General features: G+C 57.8%; 19 protein-coding genes. 9 read left to right on the forward strand and 10 right to left on the reverse strand.

The annotated features are described in order from the left end of the window. Window positions 1-73 precede the first annotated feature (73 nt). Complete coding sequence (gene yqhD / locus ACTJJI_RS14405) at window positions 74-1237, forward strand: alcohol dehydrogenase (protein WP_014833272.1); 1164 nt, start codon at window positions 74-76, stop codon at window positions 1235-1237. Between the two features lie 105 nt (window positions 1238-1342). Further along, window positions 1343-2170 carry a 2,5-didehydrogluconate reductase DkgA gene (gene dkgA / locus ACTJJI_RS14410; protein ID WP_063411976.1) on the forward strand — a complete coding sequence of 276 codons (828 nt, stop codon included), beginning with the start codon at window positions 1343-1345 and terminating at the stop codon, window positions 2168-2170. Window positions 2171-2214: 44 nt separating this feature from the next. Here the strand turns inward: dkgA and ACTJJI_RS14415 are convergent, their stop codons facing one another. Then, window positions 2215-4392, reverse strand: a complete 2178-nt coding sequence (locus ACTJJI_RS14415; protein ID WP_046888646.1) for a YgiQ family radical SAM protein — start codon at window positions 4390-4392, stop codon at window positions 2215-2217. Between the two features lie 200 nt (window positions 4393-4592). Between ACTJJI_RS14415 and ACTJJI_RS14420 the strand changes: the two genes are divergently transcribed. After that, window positions 4593-6068, forward strand: a complete 1476-nt coding sequence (locus tag ACTJJI_RS14420; RefSeq protein WP_047361306.1) for a TrkH family potassium uptake protein — start codon at window positions 4593-4595, stop codon at window positions 6066-6068. Window positions 6069-6098: 30 nt separating this feature from the next. On the opposite strand, the gene ftsP is transcribed toward ACTJJI_RS14420, so the two are convergent. The 4 genes from ftsP to ACTJJI_RS14440 form a co-directional block, all read right to left on the reverse strand. Further along, window positions 6099-7511, reverse strand: coding sequence for a cell division protein FtsP (gene ftsP, locus ACTJJI_RS14425; protein WP_014833276.1), 1413 nt, complete (start codon window positions 7509-7511; stop codon window positions 6099-6101). A 59-nt stretch (window positions 7512-7570) separates the two neighbouring features. Beyond that, on the reverse strand, window positions 7571-8308 hold the full coding sequence (plsC, locus tag ACTJJI_RS14430) for a 1-acylglycerol-3-phosphate O-acyltransferase (protein WP_013098722.1): 738 nt from the start codon (window positions 8306-8308) through the stop codon (window positions 7571-7573). A gap of 164 nt (window positions 8309-8472) precedes the next feature. After that, the gene (parC, locus tag ACTJJI_RS14435; RefSeq protein ID WP_163280765.1) at window positions 8473-10731 is read right to left on the reverse strand and encodes a DNA topoisomerase IV subunit A; all 2259 of its coding nucleotides are present in this window, start codon (window positions 10729-10731) and stop codon (window positions 8473-8475) included. Between the two features lie 118 nt (window positions 10732-10849). Next, window positions 10850-11251 carry a YgiW/YdeI family stress tolerance OB fold protein gene (locus ACTJJI_RS14440; protein ID WP_014833278.1) on the reverse strand — a complete coding sequence of 134 codons (402 nt, stop codon included), beginning with the start codon at window positions 11249-11251 and terminating at the stop codon, window positions 10850-10852. Window positions 11252-11390: 139 nt separating this feature from the next. Here ACTJJI_RS14440 and qseB point away from each other — a divergent pair, with 139 nt between their 5' ends. The 5 genes from qseB (at window position 11391) to lysM (ending at window position 14999) form a co-directional block, all read left to right on the forward strand. Next, a complete protein-coding gene (gene qseB, locus ACTJJI_RS14445) occupies window positions 11391-12050 on the forward strand; it encodes a quorum sensing response regulator transcription factor QseB (RefSeq protein WP_046888648.1) in 660 nt (219 codons plus the stop codon). Continuing rightward, window positions 12047-13384, forward strand: a complete 1338-nt coding sequence (qseC, locus tag ACTJJI_RS14450; RefSeq protein WP_395523055.1) for a quorum sensing histidine kinase QseC — start codon at window positions 12047-12049, stop codon at window positions 13382-13384. Before qseB ends, qseC begins: the two co-directional genes overlap by 4 nt. A 105-nt stretch (window positions 13385-13489) precedes the next feature. After that, window positions 13490-14071 (forward strand): NAD(P)H-dependent oxidoreductase, encoded by a 582-nt coding sequence (locus ACTJJI_RS14455; protein WP_014833281.1) that lies wholly within the window; start codon window positions 13490-13492, stop codon window positions 14069-14071. Window positions 14072-14101: 30 nt separating this feature from the next. Next, the gene (locus ACTJJI_RS14460) at window positions 14102-14416 is read left to right on the forward strand and encodes a putative quinol monooxygenase (protein WP_014833282.1); all 315 of its coding nucleotides are present in this window, start codon (window positions 14102-14104) and stop codon (window positions 14414-14416) included. Window positions 14417-14558: 142 nt separating this feature from the next. Continuing rightward, complete coding sequence (gene lysM, locus ACTJJI_RS14465) at window positions 14559-14999, forward strand: peptidoglycan-binding protein LysM (RefSeq protein WP_046888649.1); 441 nt, start codon at window positions 14559-14561, stop codon at window positions 14997-14999. A 66-nt stretch (window positions 15000-15065) separates the two neighbouring features. Here lysM and ACTJJI_RS14470 read toward each other — a convergent pair whose 3' ends face one another. The 5 genes from ACTJJI_RS14470 to ACTJJI_RS14490 are packed head-to-tail and all read right to left on the reverse strand — an operon-like array spanning window position 15066 to window position 19739. After that, a complete protein-coding gene (locus tag ACTJJI_RS14470; RefSeq protein ID WP_440654570.1) occupies window positions 15066-15953 on the reverse strand; it encodes a MurR/RpiR family transcriptional regulator in 888 nt (295 codons plus the stop codon). Next, window positions 15950-16900, reverse strand: a complete 951-nt coding sequence (locus tag ACTJJI_RS14475) for an iron-siderophore ABC transporter substrate-binding protein (RefSeq protein ID WP_440654758.1) — start codon at window positions 16898-16900, stop codon at window positions 15950-15952. Before ACTJJI_RS14475 ends, ACTJJI_RS14470 begins: the two co-directional genes overlap by 4 nt. A 9-nt stretch (window positions 16901-16909) precedes the next feature. Beyond that, window positions 16910-17950 carry a FecCD family ABC transporter permease gene (locus ACTJJI_RS14480; RefSeq protein WP_440654572.1) on the reverse strand — a complete coding sequence of 347 codons (1041 nt, stop codon included), beginning with the start codon at window positions 17948-17950 and terminating at the stop codon, window positions 16910-16912. Next, window positions 17947-18930: a FecCD family ABC transporter permease gene (locus tag ACTJJI_RS14485; protein ID WP_440654574.1), complete on the reverse strand. Its 984-nt coding sequence runs from the start codon at window positions 18928-18930 to the stop codon at window positions 17947-17949. Before ACTJJI_RS14485 ends, ACTJJI_RS14480 begins: the two co-directional genes overlap by 4 nt. Beyond that, window positions 18927-19739, reverse strand: coding sequence for an ABC transporter ATP-binding protein (locus ACTJJI_RS14490; protein WP_050860590.1), 813 nt, complete (start codon window positions 19737-19739; stop codon window positions 18927-18929). The genes ACTJJI_RS14485 and ACTJJI_RS14490 overlap by 4 nt, the downstream gene beginning before the upstream one ends. A 384-nt stretch (window positions 19740-20123) precedes the next feature. Here ACTJJI_RS14490 and ACTJJI_RS14495 point away from each other — a divergent pair, with 384 nt between their 5' ends. Continuing rightward, window positions 20124-22265, forward strand: coding sequence for a TonB-dependent siderophore receptor (locus ACTJJI_RS14495; protein ID WP_440654577.1), 2142 nt, complete (start codon window positions 20124-20126; stop codon window positions 22263-22265). Window positions 22266-22293: the final 28 nt, after the last annotated feature.

Genomic DNA, 22293 nt, shown 5'->3' on the forward strand with positions numbered 1-22293 from the left:
GGCAGCCACAATGTGCAGCATCAGGTAGCCATCCGCGCCGCCACGATTTTTCACCCACGATAGGGAACGAGCCATGAATAATTTTAATCTCCACACCCCAACCCGCATCCTGTTTGGTAAAGGCGCTATCGCCGATCTGCGTGCACAGATCCCCGCTGACGCCCGCGTGCTGATCACCTACGGTGGCGGCAGCGTGAAAAAAACCGGCGTGCTGGATCAGGTTTACAGCGCACTGGAAGGTCTGGACGTGCGCGAGTTTGGCGGTATCGAGCCAAACCCGTCTTATGAAACGCTGATGAACGCGGTAAAAATCGCCCGCGAAGAAAACATCACCTTCCTGCTGGCTGTCGGCGGCGGTTCCGTACTGGACGGCACGAAGTTCATCGCCGCGGCAGCACACTACGCCGACGGTATCGACCCCTGGCATATCCTGGAAACCCGCGGCAGCGACATTAAAAGCGCGATCCCGATGGGCTCCGTGCTGACCCTGCCAGCCACCGGTTCTGAATCCAACAAAGGCGCGGTGATCTCCCGTAAAACCACCGGAGACAAACAGGCCTTTATGAACGAGCACGTTCAGCCCGTGTTCGCGATCCTCGATCCGGTGTACACCTACACCCTGCCCGCGCGTCAGGTCGCGAACGGCGTGGTCGACGCCTTTGTTCACACCGTTGAGCAGTACGTGACTTACCCGGTGGATGCCAAAATTCAGGACCGCTTCGCGGAAGGTATTCTGCTGACGCTGGTCGAAGACGGTCCGAAAGCGCTGAAAGAGCCGGAAAACTACGACGTGCGTGCCAACGTGATGTGGGCTGCAACGCAGGCCCTGAACGGCCTGATTGGCGCAGGCGTGCCGCAGGACTGGGCGACCCACATGCTGGGCCATGAACTGACGGCGATGCACGGGCTGGATCACGCCCAGACGCTGGCGGTGGTTCTGCCGGCCCTGTGGAACGAAAAACGTGATACCAAACGCGCCAAACTGCTGCAGTACGCGGAACGTGTCTGGAACATCACCGAAGGTTCTGACGACGCGCGTATCGATGCGGCCATCGAAGCAACCCGCAACTTCTTTGAAGGCCTGGGCGTGCCAACGCGTCTGTCCGGCTATGGTCTGGATGGCAGCTCTATCCCTGCCCTGCTGGCTAAACTGGAAGAACACGGCATGACTCAGCTGGGCGAACACGGCGACATTACGCTGGACGTTAGCCGTCGTATCTACGAGGCGGCGCGCTAAGCGTTTTTGGCATCCTGCCTTTCGTTTTTTGACATTTCGTCCAGACTTAATGCACACCCCATCGCCGGAGTCCCCCTCCGGCGATGCGCACCTGAAGGAGGAAAAATGGCAAACCAAACCGTAATCAAGCTGCAGGACGGCAACGTGATGCCCCAGTTGGGGCTAGGTGTATGGAAAGCCGGTAACGACGAGGTCGTCTCCGCCATTCATAAAGCACTGGAAGTCGGCTATCGGTCCATTGATACCGCCGCCGCCTACAAAAACGAGGACGGCGTGGGGAAAGCACTGGCCAGCGCCGGTATGCCCCGCGACGAACTTTTTATCACCACCAAACTGTGGAACGACGACCAAAAGCGCCCGCGTGAAGCGCTGCAGGAGAGCCTGGAGAAACTCCAGCTCGATTTCGTCGATCTGTATCTGATGCACTGGCCGGTTCCGGCTATCGACCATTATGTTGATGCCTGGAAAGGGATGATTGAACTGCAGAAAGAGGGGCTGGTGAAAAGCGTCGGCGTCTGTAACTTCCAGGTTCATCACCTGCAGCGCCTGATTGACGAGACGGGCGTTGCGCCGGTCATTAACCAGATTGAGCTGCACCCGCTAATGCAGCAGCGTCAGCTTCACGCCTGGAACGCCACGCACAAAATCCAGACCGAGTCCTGGAGCCCGCTGGCTCAGGGCGGTGAAGGGGTATTCGACCAGAAAATTATTCGCGATCTGGCGGATAAATATGGCAAAACCCCGGCGCAGATTGTCATTCGCTGGCATCTGGACAACGGCCTGGTGGTGATCCCGAAATCGGTCACGCCATCGCGCATCGCCGAGAACTTCGACGTCTGGGATTTCCGCCTGGATAAAGATGAGCTGGGCGAGATTGCAAAACTGGATCAGGGCAAGCGTTTAGGGCCCGATCCGGATCAGTTTGGCGGTTAATCCCCTCACCCTGCCCTCTCCCCGAAGGGGAGAGGGCATCATCGCTATCCGATCTTACGTTTTCCCGCTTTTTTCGCCCCCGTAGTCCCACCGTTCGAACGCTGATGCACAATCGGCGTGTGCTTGGTCAGCGCCGGGCGCGTATGGCGGTTCTGGCGACGCGCTTCACGCATCTCATCCAGCGTTGGTGCCGGCACCAGACAGTCGCGACGCGAGCCAATCAGATGCTTTTTCCCCATCTCTTCCAGCGCCTGGCGGATCAGCGGCCAGTTGGCCGGATCGTGGTAGCGCAGCAGCGCTTTGTGCAGACGACGCTGTTTGTCCCCTTTCGGCACCACCACGTCTTCACTCTTGTAACCAATCTTACTCAGCGGGTTTTTGCCGGTGTAGTACATGGTTGTGGAGTTGGCGAGCGGTGACGGATAGAAGTTCTGCACCTGATCCAGACGGAAGCGACGCTGCTTCAGCCACAGCGCCAGATTCACCATGTCTTCATCGCGCGTACCCGGGTGGGCAGAGATGAAGTAAGGGATCAGGTACTGCTCTTTCCCGGCCTGCTTCGAGTAGGTATCGAACAACTGTTTAAAGCGATCGTAGCTGCCCATGCCCGGCTTCATCATTTTCGACAGCGGACCTTCTTCGGTGTGCTCCGGCGCAATCTTCAGATACCCGCCGACGTGGTGCGTCGCCAGCTCTTTGATGTAGCGCGGATCTTCCACGGCGATGTCGTAACGTACCCCGGAGGCAATCAGGATTTTTTTGATGCCCTTCAGGTCACGCGCGCGGCGATAGAGGTTGATCGTCGGCTCATGGTTGGTGTCCATATGCTCGCAAATGCTTGGATAGACACAGGAGAGACGACGACAGGTTTGCTCCGCGCGCGGCGATTTACAGCGCAGCATGTACATGTTGGCGGTCGGGCCACCGAGGTCGGAAATCACGCCGGTAAAGCCAGGCACGGAATCACGAATGGCCTCGATCTCGTTGATGATCGAATCTTCAGAGCGACTCTGAATAATGCGCCCCTCGTGCTCGGTAATGGAGCAGAAGGAGCAGCCGCCGAAGCAGCCGCGCATGATGTTGATCGAGAAGCGGATCATCTCATACGCCGGGATACGGGCGTTGCCGTACGCCGGGTGCGGCACGCGTTTGTACGGCAGTGCAAAGACGCTGTCCATCTCTTCGGTGGAGAGCGGGATCGCCGGCGGGTTGATCCAGATAAAACGCTCGCCGTGCTTCTGCATCAACGCACGCGCACAGCCGGGGTTGGTTTCATGGTGCAGAATACGCGACGCATGGGCGTAAAGCACCTTGTCGGCTTTTACCTTCTCGTAGGACGGCAGCAGCACATAGGTCTTTTCCCACGGTTTCGGGCGCGGCGGCTGCACGACGATAGCCTTCGCTTCCGCTTTTTTTGGCTCTACCGGCTTGTTATCGGCGCACGGCAGATCTTCGCCATAGGGGTGCGGGATAGGATCGATTTTGCCAGGCATATCAATGATACGGGAATCCACCCCGCGCCAGCCCGGCAGCGCCTCTTTCACCATGATGGCGGTATTACGCACGTCGCGGATACTGCTCACCGGCTCGCCCTGCGACAGACGGTGCGCCACTTCCACCAGCGGACGCTCGCCGTTACCGTAAATCAGCATATCGGCTTTGGAATCAACCAGCACCGAGCGGCGCACGGTATCAGACCAGTAATCGTAGTGCGCGGTACGGCGCAGGCTCGCCTCAATGCCGCCCAGGATCACCGGCACGTCTTTCCAGGCTTCTTTGCAGCGTTGGGTGTAGACCAGCGTGGCGCGGTCCGGACGTTTGCCCGCCACGTTATCCGGGGTATAGGCGTCGTCATGGCGCAGCTTGCGATCGGCGGTATAGCGGTTGATCATCGAGTCCATGTTGCCGGCGGTTACGCCGAAGAACAGGTTCGGTTTACCCAGACGCATAAAGTCGTCTTTGCTGTTCCAGTCCGGCTGGGAGATGATCCCCACACGGAAGCCCTGCGCTTCAAGCATACGGCCACAGATGGCCATACCGAAGCTCGGGTGGTCAACGTAGGCATCGCCCGTGACCAGAATGATATCGCAGCTATCCCAGCCCAGTTGGTCCATCTCTTCCCGGGACATCGGCAGGAACGGCGCCGGTCCAAAGCAGGCCGCCCAGTACTGGGGCCACGAGAAAAGGTCACGATCCGGCTGGATCAGGGAAATTGCGCTCATAATGCTTCCGAAGAAAAAATAGACAAAAGGAGCCGGATTATACGCTGTTCATCCGCCAGATTTGAAGAAAAGGATGCAGGAAGCAGACAGATATTCATGGAAGCCGCTAAAATATCGCGCCCTGATATTTTTGGATCATAATATTCACTATATTTTCCGGTGAGTTGCCCCGGAAAGGTGTTCTGGCGCGGAGTGCTTTTGTGAAGTTCAACGATTCGTTACATGTCTCCCAGCTGCGGGTTGTGCTTCACCTCTGCGGGTTTCTGGTCCTGCTGTACAGCCTGTCGATGTTGCCGCCGATGGTTATCGCGCTGCTGAATAAAGAGCGAACCTACTTTGCTTTTTTGACCACCTTTTTAACCTTTTTCACCCTCGGCGGACTGACCTGGCGGGCAACCCGTCACGCCGGTATACAGCTGCGCACCCGCGACGGCTTCGTGATTATCGTCCTGTTCTGGCTGCTGTTCTCATTCATTAGCGCCATGCCGCTCTGGATGGATGATGGTCTGCAACTCTCCTTCGCTGACGCACTTTTTGAAGGCGTTTCCGGGATCACCACCACGGGCGCAACGGTGATTGGCGACGTCAGCGCCCTGCCCAAATCGTATCTGTATTATCGCGCGCAGCTCAATTTCATCGGCGGGCTGGGCGTCATCGTGCTGGCCGTCGCGGTCCTGCCACTGTTGGGCATCGGGGGTATGAAGCTGTACCAGTCAGAGATGCCCGGGCCGTTTAAGGAGGAGCGTCTGACGCCCCGGCTTGCCGATACCGCACGCACGCTGTGGGTCACCTATCTGGCGCTGGGCATCACCTGCACGCTGGCGTACTGGCTGGCGGGAATGCCCTTCTTTGATGCCGTTTGTCACGGGCTCTCCACCGTCTCCCTGGGCGGCTTTTCAACCCGCAGTGAGAGCATCGGTTTTTATGACAGCCACGCGATTGAGCTTGTCGCCGGGGTGTTTTCGTTGCTCTCGGCGTTCAACTTTACACTCTGGTATATCGCCCTTGTCAGACGCACCCTGAAGCCGATTCGCCGCAGCCCGGAGGTGAGATTCTTTCTGAGCGCCGCCGCGGTGATTATCGTCATCACCGCCTGGCAAGTCTGGCACGCGGGGATGTACAACGCCACCGATAGTCTGGTGCATGCGTTCTTTCTTGCCAGCTCAATGATGACCGATAACGGCCTTTCAACGGCCGATTATGCCCACTGGCCAGCCCACACCATTTTCCTGCTGTTGAGCGCCAGTTTCTTTGGCGGCTGCGTGGGATCAACCTGCGGTGGGATCAAGGCCCTGCGTTTTCTGATAATGTTCAAACAGAGCATACAGGAGATGAATCAACTGGCGCATCCGCGGGCGCTGTTGAGCATCAAGGTTGGCAACAGCGTGGTGAATGAGCGCGTCCTGCGTTCGGTATGGAGCTTCTTCTTTCTTTACGTGATGATCACGGGCTTTTTCGTCTGGGCACTCAATCTGATGGGCTATGACCTGTTTACATCATTCGCGACGGTTGCAGCCTGTATCAACAACATGGGGCTGGGTTTTGGCGAAACGGCATCAACCTTCGGGACGTTAAAGGAAGAGGCCAAACTGTTGATGTGTGCGGCGATGATCTTAGGACGTCTGGAAATTTATCCGGTGCTGATCCTGTTCTCGCGCTTTTTCTGGCGGGCATAACCCATTCCCGGCAAGCCGGGAATGGTGTGCTTACGGTGCAGGGTTAACCAGCATCTGCCCCACGGAGCCTCTGTCCATCATCTCCAGCGTCTGGCTGTGGAACAGGAACGGGAAGTGCGGCCACGAAGGCTGACCATAGTAGACGAGCAGTTCGACCTGACCATCCACCCAGACGGTGTCCTTCCAGCCCCTGTCTTCCGGGAACGGCATCGCGCCGTTCACGTTGCGGATCAGGAATGACACCCCTTCAATGTGGAACGACTGCGGCATGTCGGCGCGAACGGTCCAGCGCTCCCAGGTGCCCTGCTGCGCGGTAATGTCGATACGGTTGACATCCCACAGCGCGCCATTGATCCCCGGATCGTCGCCGAGGCTGATATCACGGCTGCGCACCGGCGAACCGCTCATGATCTCCTGCGGCAGCAGGCGCATGGGCAGGCTGTCGGTCACCAGCGGCAGCAGACCGGTTGGGCGCAGGGTCAGCACCAGCGTGGAGACCAGAATGCTCGACGGCTCAAAGAAGCCACGGATGCGATCCACAATGCTCGCCGCTTCGCCGCAGGTCACAGAGACTTCATCACCGTTGGTCATATCCACGAGGATTTCACGCCGTTCACCTGGCGCAAGCGCCAGCTGTTTCACCGATACCGGCGCGGGTAAAAAGCCCTGATCGCCTGAAATCACGTGCAGCGCCCGGCCATCACTCATCTGCAGCTGATAGCGGCGCGAGTTAGAGGCGTTGAGCAGGCGCAGACGCACCCAACCGCGTGAGACTTCGACATACGGGCTCTGCGCGCCGTTGACCAGCAGCGTGTCACCAACAAAGCCACCGCTGCCCGGCTCGCTGTATTCCGGCGTGCCAAAGTTATCCAGACGCTTGTCCTGGATAATGACCGGGAAATCATCCACACCGTAGTGGTTGGGTATGGGCAGGGATTTACTGACCTCGTCTTCCACCAGCCACATCCCGGCCAGGCCGTTATAAACCTGCTGGGCAGTGCGGTTAGGGGTGTTGGCGTGATACCACAGCGTCGCCGCGCTCTGACGGATCGGCAGCACGGGAGCCCAGTCGGCGTTAGGCGACATCATGCGCGCAGCACCGCCAATTAACGGGCCCGGAACCTGCAATCCGCTGATGGTCATGGCGACGTTTTCAGAGGTGCGGTTACTGTAGATCAGCTTAACGTCATCGCCATTCCACACACGAATGGTCGGCCCAAGGTAGCGCCCGTTAATGCCCCAGACTGGCGCACGGGTTCCCTGGGTAAACGACCAGTGGCTTCGCTGTAGCGTCAGGAATAGCGGCTGCCCGCGACGGGATTCAATCAACGGCGGAATGGGCAGCGGCTGTTGCTGCCCGGCGGCGCTGGCTGTCAGCGGCATCGCACCCGCACAAAGGGCGATCCCCGAAGCCTGAATAAACTGACGCCGACTGAGTGACATATAAGCTCCATCTGAAACGACTAACAACGCGGGAATTCGTTTTCCCTTTTAACGCCGGATTAGATCTTCCCGGCGGCTTCTCTCTCTGCGACTTCTTTGTCGAGCTGAGCAATATGCTGAACCATCAGTTCACGGCAGTGCGCTGCCAGCTCACGGACCTGATCTTTACCGTATTTGCTGGTATCGACCGGCGGCAGCATCTCGACAATCACCAGCCCGTTATTCAGGCGGTTAAGATTAATCTTATTCGATGTATTGGAAACACACACGGGAATAATTGGAACGCCCGCCGCAATTGCAGCATGAAACGCACCGGTTTTAAACGGCAGCAGACCGCGACCGCGGCTGCGCGTCCCTTCCGGGAACATCCAGATAGAGATGCGGCGCTTTTTGAAATGATTCACCACTTCCGCAATGGTGCCGTGCGCTTTTGCGCGGTTATTACGGTCAATCAGCAGGTTACCCGTCAGCCAGTAAAGCTGGCCGAAAAAGGGGATCCACAGCAGGCTCTTTTTACCCACCGTCACGGTTGGCGGCAGAACGATGTTAGAGGCGGTCACCATATCGTAGTTATTTTGATGGTTTGCGATATAGATGGCGTTACCGAAATTCTCCGCCCCTTCCGGCAGACGCTTTTCAACCTTCAGGCCAAACAGCGGCGCAAGACGACCAAACATGTGGCCGAAGGTGGCGACATGCTTCGGGTTACGCGGGCTGAACAGGCAATAGATGCAGCCGAAAACACAGACCAGAATGCAGTAGATAACGGTAAGAATAAGACGAACAATGTATAGCATAGCGACCTCTGAAGCCCTGACAGCTGACAATTATACTTCACCTGTGGCCAGGTAAGGACTTTATTACGAGCGCGTATTGTTAATCGCAACGCACGAATTAACAACGATTTTACGGGAAATTTTATTGGATATCCCCCTCCGGAACAGAGGGGGATCGAAACGCGTTACTCTTCGCTGTCGCCCGCGCTGCTGCGCTCAGGAGAATCGATCTCCACGCGGTCGATACGCTGCAGGCCGCGCATCAGCGAACCGCGGCGTCCGCGCTCGCCCACCACCTTCTGCAACTCTTCCGGACGCAGCTTGATTTTACGCTTGCCGACATGAATGGTCAGCGTGCTCTGCGGCGGCAGAATGAAGAGATGCGCCAGGCCATCTTCACCTTTCGCGGCTTCCGCCGACGGGATGTTGATGATCTTGTTGCCCTTCCCTTTCGACAACTCCGGCAGGTCGCTGACCGGGAACATCAGCATACGGCCCGCGGATGTGATCGCCAGCAGCATGTCGCTCTCGTTCTCCACCACCAGCGGCGGCATAACGTGCGCGTTATCCGGCAGGCTGATCATGGCTTTACCGGCACGGTTGCGTGACACGAGGTCGTTAAAGGTACAGATAAAGCCGTAACCTGCATCAGAGGCCAACAGCAGTTTCTGGTCATCGGCTTCCATCAGCATGTGGTCAACCGTCGCCCCTGGCGGCAGCGTCAGCTTACCGGTGAGCGGTTCGCCCTGACCGCGTGCGGAAGGCAGCGTGATGGGGTCGATGGCGTAACTGCGGCCCGTGGAGTCGATAAACGCCACCGGCTGGTTGCTCTTGCCTTTCACGGCCGCCTTGAAGCTGTCGCCCGCTTTGTAGCTCAGCCCCGGCGCGTCGATATCATGGCCTTTGGCGCTACGCACCCAGCCGCTCTGCGACAGGACAATGGTGACCGGCTCTGAAGGCTGCATGTCATGCTCGTTCATTGCCTTCGCTTCTTCGCGCTCATGCAGCGGAGAGCGGCGGTCGTCGCCGAAGGCATCGGCATCGGCCTGCAACTCCTTCTTCAGCAGGGTGTTCATCTTGCGTTCGGACGCGAGGATCGCCTGCAGCTGATCGCGCTCTTTTTCCAGCTCGTTCTGCTCACCGCGGATCTTCATCTCTTCCAGCTTAGCGAGATGGCGCAGCTTCAGTTCGAGGATCGCTTCGGCCTGGGTTTCGCTGATACCAAAGCGCGACATTAACGCGGGCTTCGGCTCGTCCTCGGTACGGATGATCTCAATGACTTCATCGATATTGAGGAACGCGACCAGTAAACCTTCGAGGATATGCAGGCGCTTAAGCACTTTCTCCAGACGGTGGTTCAGACGACGGCGCACCGTATCGCGACGGAAGGTCAGCCATTCGGAGAGGATCTCCAGCAGGTTTTTCACCGCCGGGCGTCCGTCCAGACCGATCATGTTCAGGTTGATGCGGTAGCTTTTTTCCAGGTCGGTGGTGGCGAACAGGTGGTTCATCACCTGCTCCATGTCCACGCGGTTAGAGCGCGGCACGATCACCAGACGGGTTGGGTTTTCGTGGTCGGATTCATCGCGCAGGTCGTCCACCATCGGCAGCTTTTTATTGCGCATCTGGGAGGCGATCTGCTCCAGCACCTTGGCACCAGAGACCTGATGCGGCAGCGCGGTGATCACCACGGCTCCATCCTCTTTGGTCCACACCGCGCGCATGCGCACGGAGCCACGGCCGTTCTGGTAGATTTTGCGGATTTCCGCACGCGAGGTGATGATCTCAGCTTCGGTCGGGAAGTCCGGCCCCTGAACGATATCCAGCAGCTCGTCCAGCGAGGTTTTCGGCTGTTCAATCAGGGTGATGGCGGCTTTCGCCACTTCACGCAGGTTGTGTGGCGGGATGTCCGTCGCCATACCGACCGCGATACCGGTGGTGCCGTTCAGCAGGATATTCGGCAGACGCGCAGGCAGCATTTTCGGCTCCTGCAGCGTGCCGTCGAAGTTTGGCACCCAGTCCACCGTCCCCTGGCCGAGTTCGCCCAGCAGCACTTCGGCATATTTAGACAGGCGGGATTCGGTATAACGCATCGCTGCGAAGGATTTCGGATCGTCCGGCGCCCCCCAGTTACCCTGACCATCCACCAGCGGATAGCGGTACGAGAACGGCTGGGCCATCAGCACCATCGCTTCATAGCAGGCGCTGTCGCCGTGCGGATGGTATTTACCCAGTACGTCACCGACGGTTCGGGCGGATTTCTTGAACTTGGCGGTGGCGTTCAGCCCCAGCTCGGACATCGCATAGACGATGCGGCGCTGGACGGGCTTGAGGCCATCACCGATAAACGGCAATGCCCTGTCCATGATGACGTACATGGAGTAGTTCAGGTAGGCGTTTTCCGTGAATTCATGTAGCGCGAGGCGCTCTGCCATATCGCTCATTACGTGTGATTCCTCAACTCAGAAACCGATGGGTTTCAGGCAATATTGCCGCAGATACTACCCTATCTGGCGAGTTGAGTCACAAAGAAAAAGGGCCGGATAAGCGGCCCTTTTTGCGTTATTTATTCAGCTTGATAACCTGCTTCACGTCGATTTCAAACTCATTCCAGTCTTTATCGACCTTACCCTGGAGCTCGACTTTATCCTGCGGAGTCACGGTTACGCCGTTCCAGCGTTTGTGGTCAATCTCTACCACCACCGTTCCGGTGTCATCGCGGAAGGTGTAGCGGTCATCGGACAGGCGTTCGGTGATGTTCCCGCGCAGCTTCACCCAGGCGTCGTCTTTCAGGTCTTTCACTTTAGCGGCCGTAGTCAGGTTAGCGTTGTTATCGACAAAGCCGCCCTGCTGGGTTTGCGTCTGAGCAGGTGTGGCCGATGGGCCCGTAAAACCGCCCTGAGCAGCGAAGACCGGTGCGGTGGTCATCATCATGATAGCAGCCATTGCAGCGAATTTTTTCATATTCATATCTCCCTTTAATGTGGTGTCGCAGTCCATTAAACAGGGTAATCCTTAACAACTTCTTAAGGGGAAAATTTATTTATTTTTACTGTACAGCAGGCGGACCCAGAGGGTTTACTGACGGCATCAAGGAGGGGATATGCGCATTTTACTGATAGAAGACGACAAGCTGATTGGCGATGGTATCAAAGCAGGCTTGAGCAAAATGGGCTTCAGCGTGGACTGGTTCACCGATGGAAAAACCGGTCAGGCGGCGCTCTGTTCTGCCCCTTACGATGCGGTGGTGCTTGACCTGACGCTACCTGAGATCGACGGTCTGGCGATCCTGCGCGCCTGGCGCGAAAACGGGCGTAGCGAGCCGGTGCTGATCCTGACCGCGCGGGATGCGCTGAATCAGCGCGTTGAGGGGTTACGTCTGGGGGCCGATGATTATCTCTGCAAGCCCTTCGCGCTGATCGAAGTGGCTGCCCGCCTTGAGGCGCTGGTGCGTCGCAGCCACGGTCAGACGCGCAGCGAGTTGCGTCACGGCAAGGTCACCCTCGACCCGACGAGCCTTGTCGCCACGCTGGAGGGGGAAACGCTGACGCTCAAGCCCAAAGAGTTTGCCCTGCTGGAACTCCTGATGCGCAATGCGGGCCGCGTTCTGCCGCGTAAAGCGATCGAAGAGAAGCTCTATACATGGGACGACGACGTCTCCAGTAATGCCGTGGAAGTTCACGTCCATCATCTGCGGCGTAAGCTGGGCAGTGAGTTTATCCGCACCGTTCATGGCATCGGTTATACCCTGGGTGACGCATGAAACTGAGCCTGAAACTCCGTCTGACGCTTCTTTTCCTGCTGCTGTCGCTGACGGCCTGGTTTGCCGCAAGCCTTGTCGCCTGGCAGCAGACGACCCACACGCTCGATAAGCTGTTTGATACCCAGCAGATGCTGTTTGCCAAACGGCTGCTGACGATGGATCTGGATGAGATCCGCGCTCCGGAGCAGATGCGCGAGATGCCAAAAAAAGTGAAGCATGGTCGCCTGGATGACGATGCCCTGGCCTTCGCCATTTACGCCACCGACGGCACGATGATCCTCAATGACGGGGAAAACGGGCGCGACATCCCGTATCACTATCGCCGCGACGGGTTTGATGACGGCAGGCTCAAAGACGACAACGATGAATGGCGTTTCGTCTGGCTGACCTCGCCAGACGGGAAGTACCGCGTGGTGGTTGGTCAGGAGTGGGAATACCGCCAGGAGATGGCGCTGGACGTGGTCAGCTCGCAGCTGACGCCGTGGCTGGTGGCGCTGCCGGTGATGCTGCTGTTGCTTATGGTCCTGCTGAGCCGGGAGCTTAAGCCATTGAAAAAACTGGCGCAGACGTTGCGCCTGCGCTCACCGGATGCCACCGACACCCTGCCGACGCAGGGCGTGCCATCAGAAGTGCGTCCCCTGCTTGACTCACTGAACCATCTCTTTACCCGAACTCAGGAGATGATGACCCGCGAGCGCCGCTTTACCTCTGATGCCGCCCATGAGTTGCGCAGCCCGCTGGCGGCACTGAAGGTACAAACCGACGTGGCGCAACTCTCTCTGGACGATCCGCAGGCGCAGGAAAAAGCGCTCTCGCAACTCCACGCGGGGATCGACCGGGCATCACGGCTGGTGGATCAGCTCCTCACGCTCTCACGTCTGGATTCTCTGGAAAACCTCGACGATGTCGAACCAATAATGATGGCCGATTTACTGCAGTCGGCGGTTCTGGATATCTGGCATCCGGCGCAGCAGGCGGGCATCGACGTTCGCCTGAACATCAACGCCCCGCAGGCTGAACGCACAGGTCAGCCGCTGCTGTTGAGCCTGCTGGTGCGTAACCTGCTGGATAACGCCGTGCGTTACAGCCCACACGGCAGTGTGGTAGACGTCACGCTGGAGGCCCGCGGCTTCACCGTACGCGACAACGGGCCGGGGATCGCCCCCGAGGCGCTGGCCCGGATCGGCGAGCGTTTTTATCGCCCACCCGGTCAGGATGCCACGGGCAGCGGGCTGGGGTTATCGATTGTGAAACGCATTGCTGCGCTGCACGGTATGCGCGTTTCACTGGACAATGCCGCTGAAGGTGGCGTTGACGTGAAGGTGTGCTGGTAAGGGATTATTGCTTTTAACGCAAAAGACTTTGCACATTTTGCTCATTTTACCGCATCGCCCTCGCGCGTAGAATACTCGCCATACTCTCATCGACGAGGACAAATAATGAGCAACATTCTGATTATCAACGGCGCGAAAGAATTCGCCCACTCTAAAGGCCAGTTGAATGACACCCTGACCGAGGTCGCGGACGGCTTCCTGCGCGACGCCGGGCATGATGTTAAGGTTGTGCGCGCAGACAGCCATTACGACGTAAAAGCGGAAGTACAGAACTTCCTGTGGGCTGACGTGGTTATCTGGCAGATGCCTGGCTGGTGGATGGGCGCACCGTGGACCGTGAAAAAATACATGGACGACGTGTTCACTGAGGGCCACGGTTCACTGTATGCCAGCGACGGCCGTACCCGTTCAGACGCGTCTAAAAAATATGGCTCAGGCGGCCTGATTCAGGGTAAGAAATATATGCTCTCCCTGACCTGGAACGCCCCTCTGGAAGCATTCACCGAAAAAGATCAGTTCTTTGAAGGCGTGGGTGTCGACGGCGCGTACCTGCCGTTCCACAAGGCTAATCAGTTCCTGGGCATGGACCCGCTACCGACCTTCATCGTCAACGACGTGATTAAAATGCCGGACGTCCCGCGCTATATCGCAGAATATCGCAAGCATCTGGCTGAAATTTTTGCTTAACTGGTAGCCTGGAATTAGAAGGAGTTAATTATGCTTACCGTTATTGCTGAAATCCGTACGCGTCCTGGCCAACATCACCGCCAGGCGGTGCTGGATCAGTTCGCGAAAATTATCCCAACCGTACTGAAAGAAGAAGGCTGCCACGGCTATGCGCCGATGGTTGACGCCGCTACCAGCGCCAGCTTCCAGGCCACCGCCCCGGACTCGATCATCATGGTTGAGCAGTGGGAAACCGTGGCGCATCTTGAAGCCCACCTGCAGACCGCACATATGAAAGCGTGGAGCGACGCGGTGAAAGGTGACGTGCTGGAGACCCACATCCGTATTCTGGAGCAAGGGGTTTAAGTCCCCCCCTCACCTCGCCCTCTCCAGCGAAGAGAGGGAGAACAGATCCAGCCCGGCAGGCGCTAGCGCTCCGGGCTTTTTTTATCACCTTAAAACCCAACTGCTATGCTTATTCTGACTTCATGATTAACAGGAGGATGGAATGGGTCTTTTTAACTTCGTAAAAGAAGCAGGCGAAAAGCTGTGGGATAACCTGACCGATCATAAAGGTCAAAGCGACAAAATCACCGAGCACCTCAAGAAACTCAACCTTCCCGGCGCGGATAAAGTTCAGGTTAACGTCACCGATGGCAAAGCCAGCGTCACGGGTGACGGACTGACGCAGGAGCAGAAAGAAAAAATTCAGGTCGCCGTCGGCAATATTGCTGGCGTCAGCGAGGTGGAAAACAATATCACCGCCACCGATGCCAAAGATGAAGCCACCTACTACACGGTCAAATCAGGCGATACCCTGAGCGCCATCTCAAAAACCGTGTACGGTGATGCCAACCAGTACAACAAGATTTTTGAGGCGAACCGCCCAATGCTCTCCAGCCCGGACAAAATTTATCCCGGCCAGACGCTGCGTATTCCTAAGGCGTAACCCACAAGTCGGGGGGATGCCCCCGACTTTTTACCTGCACAGCTTCCCGCTCTACGCCAAAAAACGTCAGCCGCTCTTTTTGCCGGGCTTTAACCCTCGATGAAACTCGTTGATGCGCTTCATGGATTTGATGGTGCGCTGCGGCTCGGTGGAGGCAACGGACAAGATAATCATCTCCAGACACAGCAGCACCGTTCCGTGCAGCGGAATTTTGCCTTTTTCTCCACCACGCGGAACGTGGATCACCACACTGGCCTCTTTGCTGAAACGCGAATCGAGGGCATTGGTCAGCAAAATAGTCGGGATCCCCAAACGTTTGGCTTCCCGCAGCGTGGTTTGCCCTTCCCGGTGTGCAGATTTTTGCGCCATCATCACCAGCACATCGCCGCGCTGGAGCGCAATCAGCTGTTCGGCAAGGCCTATCCCGGTGCGATTGAGCGGCATGGCGGGTAACCCCATCCGGCTGAACAATCTGGCGGTGTAGTCGGCCAGAATGCCGGAGGCGCCAATCCCAAAGATAGCGACCTGTCTGGCCTGGGCCAGCAGTGACACCGCCTGCGCCATCGCATAGCGGTTGTGCGGTTGCGACAAAACCTCGCAGGTGTGCTGATGCCCTTCAAGCACAAAATCGATGCTCGCGTTAACATCACTGGTGAGCGTATTTACCGTCGAGGAGATCTTTTCGCTCGAGGTGACCACCGGACCAAACCACTGCTCCAGCGTCTGCTTCAGATCGCGCAACCCGGCAAAGCCCAGCGCCTGGATCGCGCGCATCACGGTGGCGTCCGAGGTTTTAAGCAGCGTGGCGATCTCCATTGCCGTCTGCTCCATCACCGCTTCCCGGTTCTCGTTGATGTAGCGTGCCACCAGCTGCAGGCGTGGCGTTAACTGATGCCCCCGTGAGCGGAGGCGCTCGCCGTAAACATCGACCCGCGCTTTGTCTTTACGCATCACTGTGATGCCTCCGGTAGCGGTCGTCCGGCAATCTGCGACTGCACCTGCGCAACCATCAGCCCTAAAGAGGCGAAGGAATTCGAAATGGCCTCTTCACGTGAAATCAGCACATAGTGCCCGGTCCGGCAGGCATTGAGGAACTGGCACCAGCCCGGCATCACCGCCTCCATCGCCGCCAGCTCGTCCTGCGGTTTGCCCCCGGTGTCTCCGCGCCAGGTGGCAAAGACAAAATCGGCGTCCAGCTCCGGCAGACGTTCGGCGCTGACGTCAATCCGTCCCCCTTCCGGGATGCTCTCAATCAGCGGCGGGAAGGTAAAGCCGGCATCACGCAGCACGCGACCTAAAGAGTGGTAGCTGTGCATGGCGTTGATTTTTCCCTGGTTGGCCTGAATCACCGACACGGTGATTTTGCGCGTATCGATGGTCGCCTTCAGCGCCCTGATTTGTTCCTGATAGCGGCGTTCCAGTATTTTCAGCCGCGCCTGCGTACCGGTGAGCTGCGCCAGCTTGCGGTAGATCTCCGGCGCACCGCCATCGAGATGGTCGATACTCACCGTCGGGGCTATCTTCTCCAGCTGTTCCACCGGCGTGTTGCGGGTGGGTTCAGTGATGATCAGATCGGGTTTGGCGGCGGCAATGGCTTCAATGTCGATATCCGCCGTGCCGATAAATTTGATACTGGAATTATCAAAATCGATGCCCGTCAGCATGCCGCTGGCGCGCAGAAAATGGCTGCTATCCGGGCGCGTGCGGCCATGGCTGGCGACGGGCGGTACGCCAAGCTCTATCAGCGGAATGGTGATATCCAGATCATGCAGCGAGACGATCCGCTTCGGATGAAGCGGCACCACCACCTTGCGTCCCAGATCGTCAGTGAACGTCTGCATCGGCTCCGCCGCACTCACCGCAAACCCAACCAGCAACAGCATCGAAAAAAGTACGCGCATCATAATCCTCTAAAATCTGTCCCGACGCTGCCAGAGCAGCAGCAGGAAAAACGGTCCGCCAATCAGTGAAATCACAATCCCCGCCGGCAACTGCAGCGGCAGGAATGCCAGACGCCCGACGGTATCGGCCAGCAGCACCAGTAGCGCGCCCAGCACGGCACTGCCCGTCAGCAACGCGGTTTGTCCACCGCGCAGCACCAGACGCGCCATATGCGGCGCAATCAGCCCCACAAAACCAATACTGCCCACGCAGGAGACGCAGGCCGCCGTTAACACGACCGGAGCCAGAACGCGCAGCAGCGCTAATCGTGAGGTGCGAACCCCAAGCCCCGTCGCGGTATGGTTACCCAGCAATGCCACGTCAGCCGCGCGGGCAGTAAAGAGCAGCAGCGCAAACGCAGGGGCAGCCCAGGCTGCGGCGATACCGAGCAGCGTCCAGTTTGCCGCATGCAGGCTCCCCGCCAGCCACAGCATCGCCGTCTGCACATCGCGTACATCGGCGGTGGTCATAAAGATCCCCATTGCCGCAGAGAAGGCCCACGACACGCCAATCCCAATAAGAATAAAACGTGGACGCGAGATATCGCGGGCCAGTGCCACCACCAGCAGCGCGGTAATGAGCCCACCGGCCATCCCGAACAGCGGACGCCAGGCCAGACCCAACGCAGGAAACTGAAAAATCAGCAGCAGCACCGCCGCGCTGCAGCCCTCTTTCACGCCGATCAGCCCCGGATCGGCCAGGCCATTGCGGGTGATGGACTGCATCGCCGCCCCCGCCATGCCCAGCATCGCGCCGCTTAAGACCGCCATCAGCAGCCGTGGCAGGCGAATATCCATCACGATATAGCGCGCATTCGCCTCCAGGCCTGGCTCAGTGAGCAGCGCGCGTCCGATAGCGGAAGCGGGTATGGGAAGCGAACCGTGCGTCAGGCCAAACCCCAGCAGGAGAACGCTCACAAGGACGATAAGCGCAACGCATGCCATAGCCCCCGGGCGCACCAGCCTGGAAAAGGGCCCGACACGCCATGCGCGAAGTCCGGCCCGGTTCATTTGAACATCCTCGACGCCATCAGGATAAAGAGAGGGGCGCCCACCAGCGCGGTCACAATCCCGGTGGCCAGCTCATACGGCATAAACAGCGTACGGGCCGCGATATCCGCCAGCAGCAAAACCAACGCCCCGCACAGGGCGGAAAGCGGCACCATCACACGTAAGTCCACCGACACCAGACGGCGGATCAGCTGTGGCACGACCAGGCCAATAAAACCAATCGGCCCGGCAATGGAGACGGCTGCGCCGCAAAGCAGCGCAATCGCCAGCAGGGCCAAAAGGCGGGTTTTCAACAGCGACACGCCCAGCCCCTGCGCCATCCGGTCACCCAGGGCCAGCATATTAAGCGAAGGCGACAACCAGAGCGCCAGAGCGAACCCCACCGCGGCAACCCAGGATGCGCTATGGATGGTCTGCACGTTGAGCCCGGCCAAATCCCCCGCCAGCCAGGTGCGCATGGCAAGCAGCGTCTGTTCGTCCAGAATCAGCACCGTGGCGGTAATCGACGAGGCAAACGCCGACATCGCCACGCCGCATAAGGTGATTTTCATCGGCGTGAGTCCGGTACGCCCTGAGGAGGAGAACGTCAGCACCAGCACAAACAGCGCGGCAGCACCAACAGCGGCAATCAGCGGGCGGCCAAACGGCAAGGTAAACCCGAGCGCGCTGGTCAGCACCACAGCCAGCGCCGCCCCCGCGTTCAGCCCCAGAATATGCGGCTCGCCCAGCGGGTTACGAATAACCGACTGTAACAACACGCCCGCCACGCCGAGTGCGGCCCCGGTGGCCATGGCGGCAGCCAGCCGTGTCAGGCGCAATCTGACGATCACGTTATGATCGAAATTACGCGGGTCGAAATGAAGCAAGGCCTGTACCACCGTCTGGGGAGCAATGACACGCGCACCGACACCCAGGTGGGCAATCGCGCCCATCATCAGCAGCAAGGCAAACAGCAGGAAAGCCAGTGACGTTCGGATCATGATTTTTCTGCGACCTGGCGAAACGGCATAAAGAACGGCTTACCGGTCAGCGGATTAACCGACATATGGACGTCGACATCAAACACCGCTTTGATGAGCTCCGGCGTGCAGACATCACCTTCGTGCAGCACGCCCTGCACTTTCCCCTGGCGTAAGAAGACCAGCGAGTCACCGTAGTTTACGGCGAAGTTGAGATCGTGAAGCACCACCACTACCGTACGACCATGCTGGCGGGTCAGGGTATGCAGCAACTCGAGGATTTCTACCTGATAGCGAAGATCGAGAAAGGTTGTCGGTTCATCCAGCAGGATATACGGCGTTTGCTGCGCCAGGGCCATGGCGATCCAGCAGCGCTGACGCTGGCCGCCGGAGAGGCTTTCGACGGGCAAATGTGCAAACTCTGCCGTACCGGTCAGGTGCAGGGCCTCATCAACGGCCTGCTCGTCCTCGTCGCTCCACTGGCGCATAAAATTTTGCCAGGGAAAACGGCCGCGTGAAACCAGTTCAAATACGGTCAGTCCTTCCGGCAGCAGCGGAGATTGCGGCAGGATACCGAGCTGCCGGGCGACCGCTTTGGTCGGTTGCTCGTGAATGGCTTTGCCATCGAGCAGCGCGGCGCCGCCAAGCGGCTGCAACAGACGCGCAAGGGTGCTCAGCAGTGTGGATTTTCCACAGCCGTTCGCCCCCACCAGCACGGTCATTTTCTGCCGGGGGATTGCAAGGGAGATATCATCGACGATGATTTTTTTCTGATAGCCCGCGGAGAGGTTCTCCAGAACCAACCCCGGCTTATGCGTGTTGTGCGCCACGTGAATGCCAACTTAATAAAAAATCTAACAAATAAAAATAAAACTCATTCTCTTTTGAGAGTTTGCCGCTGCACCATGTAGTAGTCAAGGGGATAAATACCCTGGTAAAGCCAGGGTTAAATAACAGGTGCTACAGCAACAACGTTGTTTTTAACATCATTATTTTCATCACGTTATCCACCTCCTTTTCGCATCAGAACGGGCACCTTCAGGCTGTAGCCGATTTTTGCTTTTTTCCATTTACTACTACATTCCTGCATGATTGAATGATTCTCAATTACATGTTCGATGCCACACGGTTAACGAGCAGACAATTAAGGGCAATGACTCACACATTCTTCCGCGCCCCTTCATGCGTGGGATATTTTTGGGAAAACAGATGTAATGGCTACGTTCACACATTCTCTCTCTGGGGTAAAAGGGCGCGCGCTCTTTTCACTGCTGTTTATGGCACCGCTGGTGCAGGCAGCCGACACCACAACGGCTAAAGACGGCGAAACGCTGACCGTCACCGCCGATCCTAATGCCGTGGCCGAGGCCACAAACGGCTATCAGCCGCTGAACACCTCCACCGCCACGCTAACCAATATGCCGATGCTGGATATTCCGCAGGTGGTGAATACCGTCAGTGATAAAGTGCTGGAAGATCAGCACGCAACTTCACTTGATGAAGCGCTTTATAACGTCAGCAACGTGGTGCAGACCAACACCCTGGGCGGTACGCAGGATGCGTTTGTACGCCGGGGTTTTGGCGCGAACCGCGACGGGTCAATAATGACCAACGGCCTGCGCACCGTGCTGCCGCGCAGCTTTAATGCCGCGACCGGGCGCGTGGAAGTGCTGAAAGGCCCGGCCTCAACGCTGTATGGCATTCTCGATCCTGGCGGCCTGATCAATGTGGTTACCAAACGCCCGGAAACCACCTTCGGCGGCTCGATATCTGCCACCTCCTCCAGCTTTGGCGGCGGCACCGGGCAGGTTGATGTCACCGGCCCGATTGACGGCACACGACTGGCGTATCGCCTGACGGGCGAGTATCAGGACGAAGATTACTGGCGTAATTTTGGCAACGAGCGCAGCACCTTTATCGCCCCGTCGCTGACCTGGTTTGGGGATGATGCCACCGTGACCGTGCTCTATTCGCATCGCGACTATAAGACGCCGTTCGATCGCGGAACCATCTTCGATCTCAACACCAAACAGCCGGTAAACGTGGATCGTAAAACCCGCTTTGACGAGCCGTTTAACGTTACTGATGGTCAGTCCGATCTGGCGCAGCTGAACGCGGAATACCGTCTTAACAGCCAATGGACCGCGAAGTTTGACTACAGTTTCAGCCAGGATAAATACAGCGATAACCAGGCGCGCGTGATGGCCTATGACGCCAAAACGGGTAACCTGACCCGTCGCGTGGATGCAACTCAGGGATCGACTCAGCGCATGCACAGCACGCGTGCGGATCTGCAGGGGAACGTGGATATCGCGGGCTTTTACAATGAGATCCTGACCGGCGTGTCGTATGAGAATTACGATCTGCTGCGTACGGACATGATGCGCTGTAAGAACGTTAAAGACTTCAATATCTACCATCCGACCTACGGCAAGCTCGGCAAATGTACCACCGTCTCCGCCGCTGACAGCGACCAGACGCTCAAGCAGGAAAGCTACTCTGCCTACGCCCAGGACGCCCTGTACCTCACCGATAAATGGATTGCCGTTGCCGGGCTGCGCTATCAGTATTACACCCAGTATGCAGGCAAGGGTCGCCCGTTCAATGTGAATACCGACAGCCGCGACGAACAGTGGACACCGAAGCTGGGGCTGGTCTACAAGCTCACGCCATCCGTCTCGCTGTTTGCTAACTATTCCCAGACGTTTATGCCGCAATCGTCCATTGCGAGCTACATTGGTGACCTGCCGCCGGAAACGTCAAATGCTTACGAAGTGGGGGCTAAATTTGACCTGTTCGATGGCATTACCGCCAACATCGCGCTGTTTGATATTCACAAGCGCAACGTGCTGTACAACGAAAGCGTGGGCGGTGAAACCATCGCTAAAACCGCTGGCCGCGTACGCTCGCAGGGTGTGGAGGTGGATCTTGCCGGGTCACTGACTGAGAATACCAATATTATCGCCAGTTACGGTTACACCGATGCGAAAGTGCTGGAAGATCCAGACTATGCGGGTAAGCCCCTGCCGAACGTGCCGCGTCATACCGGTTCCCTGTTCCTGACTTACGACATTCATAACGTGATCGGCGGCAATACCCTGACCCTTGGCGGCGGTGGGCACGGCGTGAGCCGTCGTTCAGCGACCAACGGTGCGGATTATTATTTGCCGGGTTACTTTGTTGCCGATGCCTTTGCAGCCTACAAAATGAAGCTGCAGTATCCAGTGACGCTGCAGGTGAACGTGAAGAACCTGTTTGATAAAACCTACTATACCTCGTCCATTGCGACCAACAACCTGGGCAACCAGATTGGCGATCCGCGCGAAGTGCAGTTTACGGTGAAGATGGAGTTTTGATATAAAAAAGCCCGGTGGCGCTAGCGCT

The sequence above is a fragment of the Enterobacter sp. 22466 genome, assembly GCF_052044775.1.
GTDB lineage: Bacteria > Pseudomonadota > Gammaproteobacteria > Enterobacterales > Enterobacteriaceae > Enterobacter > Enterobacter dissolvens.

What these genes read in the sequence shown, in the direction of transcription:
- lysM (WP_046888649.1), top strand. Translation starts at nt 14,559, where the DNA reads ATGGGTCTTTTTAACTTCGTAAAAGAAGCAGGCGAAAAGCTGTGGGAT.
- plsC (WP_013098722.1), bottom strand. Translation starts at nt 8,308, where the DNA reads ATGCTATACATTGTTCGTCTTATTCTTACCGTTATCTACTGCATTCTG.
- ACTJJI_RS14415 (WP_046888646.1), bottom strand. Translation starts at nt 4,392, where the DNA reads ATGAGCGCAATTTCCCTGATCCAGCCGGATCGTGACCTTTTCTCGTGG.
- ACTJJI_RS14495 (WP_440654577.1), top strand. Translation starts at nt 20,124, where the DNA reads ATGGCTACGTTCACACATTCTCTCTCTGGGGTAAAAGGGCGCGCGCTC.
- ACTJJI_RS14455 (WP_014833281.1), top strand. Translation starts at nt 13,490, where the DNA reads ATGAGCAACATTCTGATTATCAACGGCGCGAAAGAATTCGCCCACTCT.
- ACTJJI_RS14440 (WP_014833278.1), bottom strand. Translation starts at nt 11,251, where the DNA reads ATGAAAAAATTCGCTGCAATGGCTGCTATCATGATGATGACCACCGCA.
- ACTJJI_RS14460 (WP_014833282.1), top strand. Translation starts at nt 14,102, where the DNA reads ATGCTTACCGTTATTGCTGAAATCCGTACGCGTCCTGGCCAACATCAC.
- ACTJJI_RS14475 (WP_440654758.1), bottom strand. Translation starts at nt 16,900, where the DNA reads ATGCGCGTACTTTTTTCGATGCTGTTGCTGGTTGGGTTTGCGGTGAGT.
- ACTJJI_RS14485 (WP_440654574.1), bottom strand. Translation starts at nt 18,930, where the DNA reads ATGATCCGAACGTCACTGGCTTTCCTGCTGTTTGCCTTGCTGCTGATG.
- parC (WP_163280765.1), bottom strand. Translation starts at nt 10,731, where the DNA reads ATGAGCGATATGGCAGAGCGCCTCGCGCTACATGAATTCACGGAAAAC.
- qseC (WP_395523055.1), top strand. Translation starts at nt 12,047, where the DNA reads ATGAAACTGAGCCTGAAACTCCGTCTGACGCTTCTTTTCCTGCTGCTG.
- yqhD (WP_014833272.1), top strand. Translation starts at nt 74, where the DNA reads ATGAATAATTTTAATCTCCACACCCCAACCCGCATCCTGTTTGGTAAA.
- ACTJJI_RS14480 (WP_440654572.1), bottom strand. Translation starts at nt 17,950, where the DNA reads ATGAACCGGGCCGGACTTCGCGCATGGCGTGTCGGGCCCTTTTCCAGG.
- qseB (WP_046888648.1), top strand. Translation starts at nt 11,391, where the DNA reads ATGCGCATTTTACTGATAGAAGACGACAAGCTGATTGGCGATGGTATC.
- dkgA (WP_063411976.1), top strand. Translation starts at nt 1,343, where the DNA reads ATGGCAAACCAAACCGTAATCAAGCTGCAGGACGGCAACGTGATGCCC.
- ftsP (WP_014833276.1), bottom strand. Translation starts at nt 7,511, where the DNA reads ATGTCACTCAGTCGGCGTCAGTTTATTCAGGCTTCGGGGATCGCCCTT.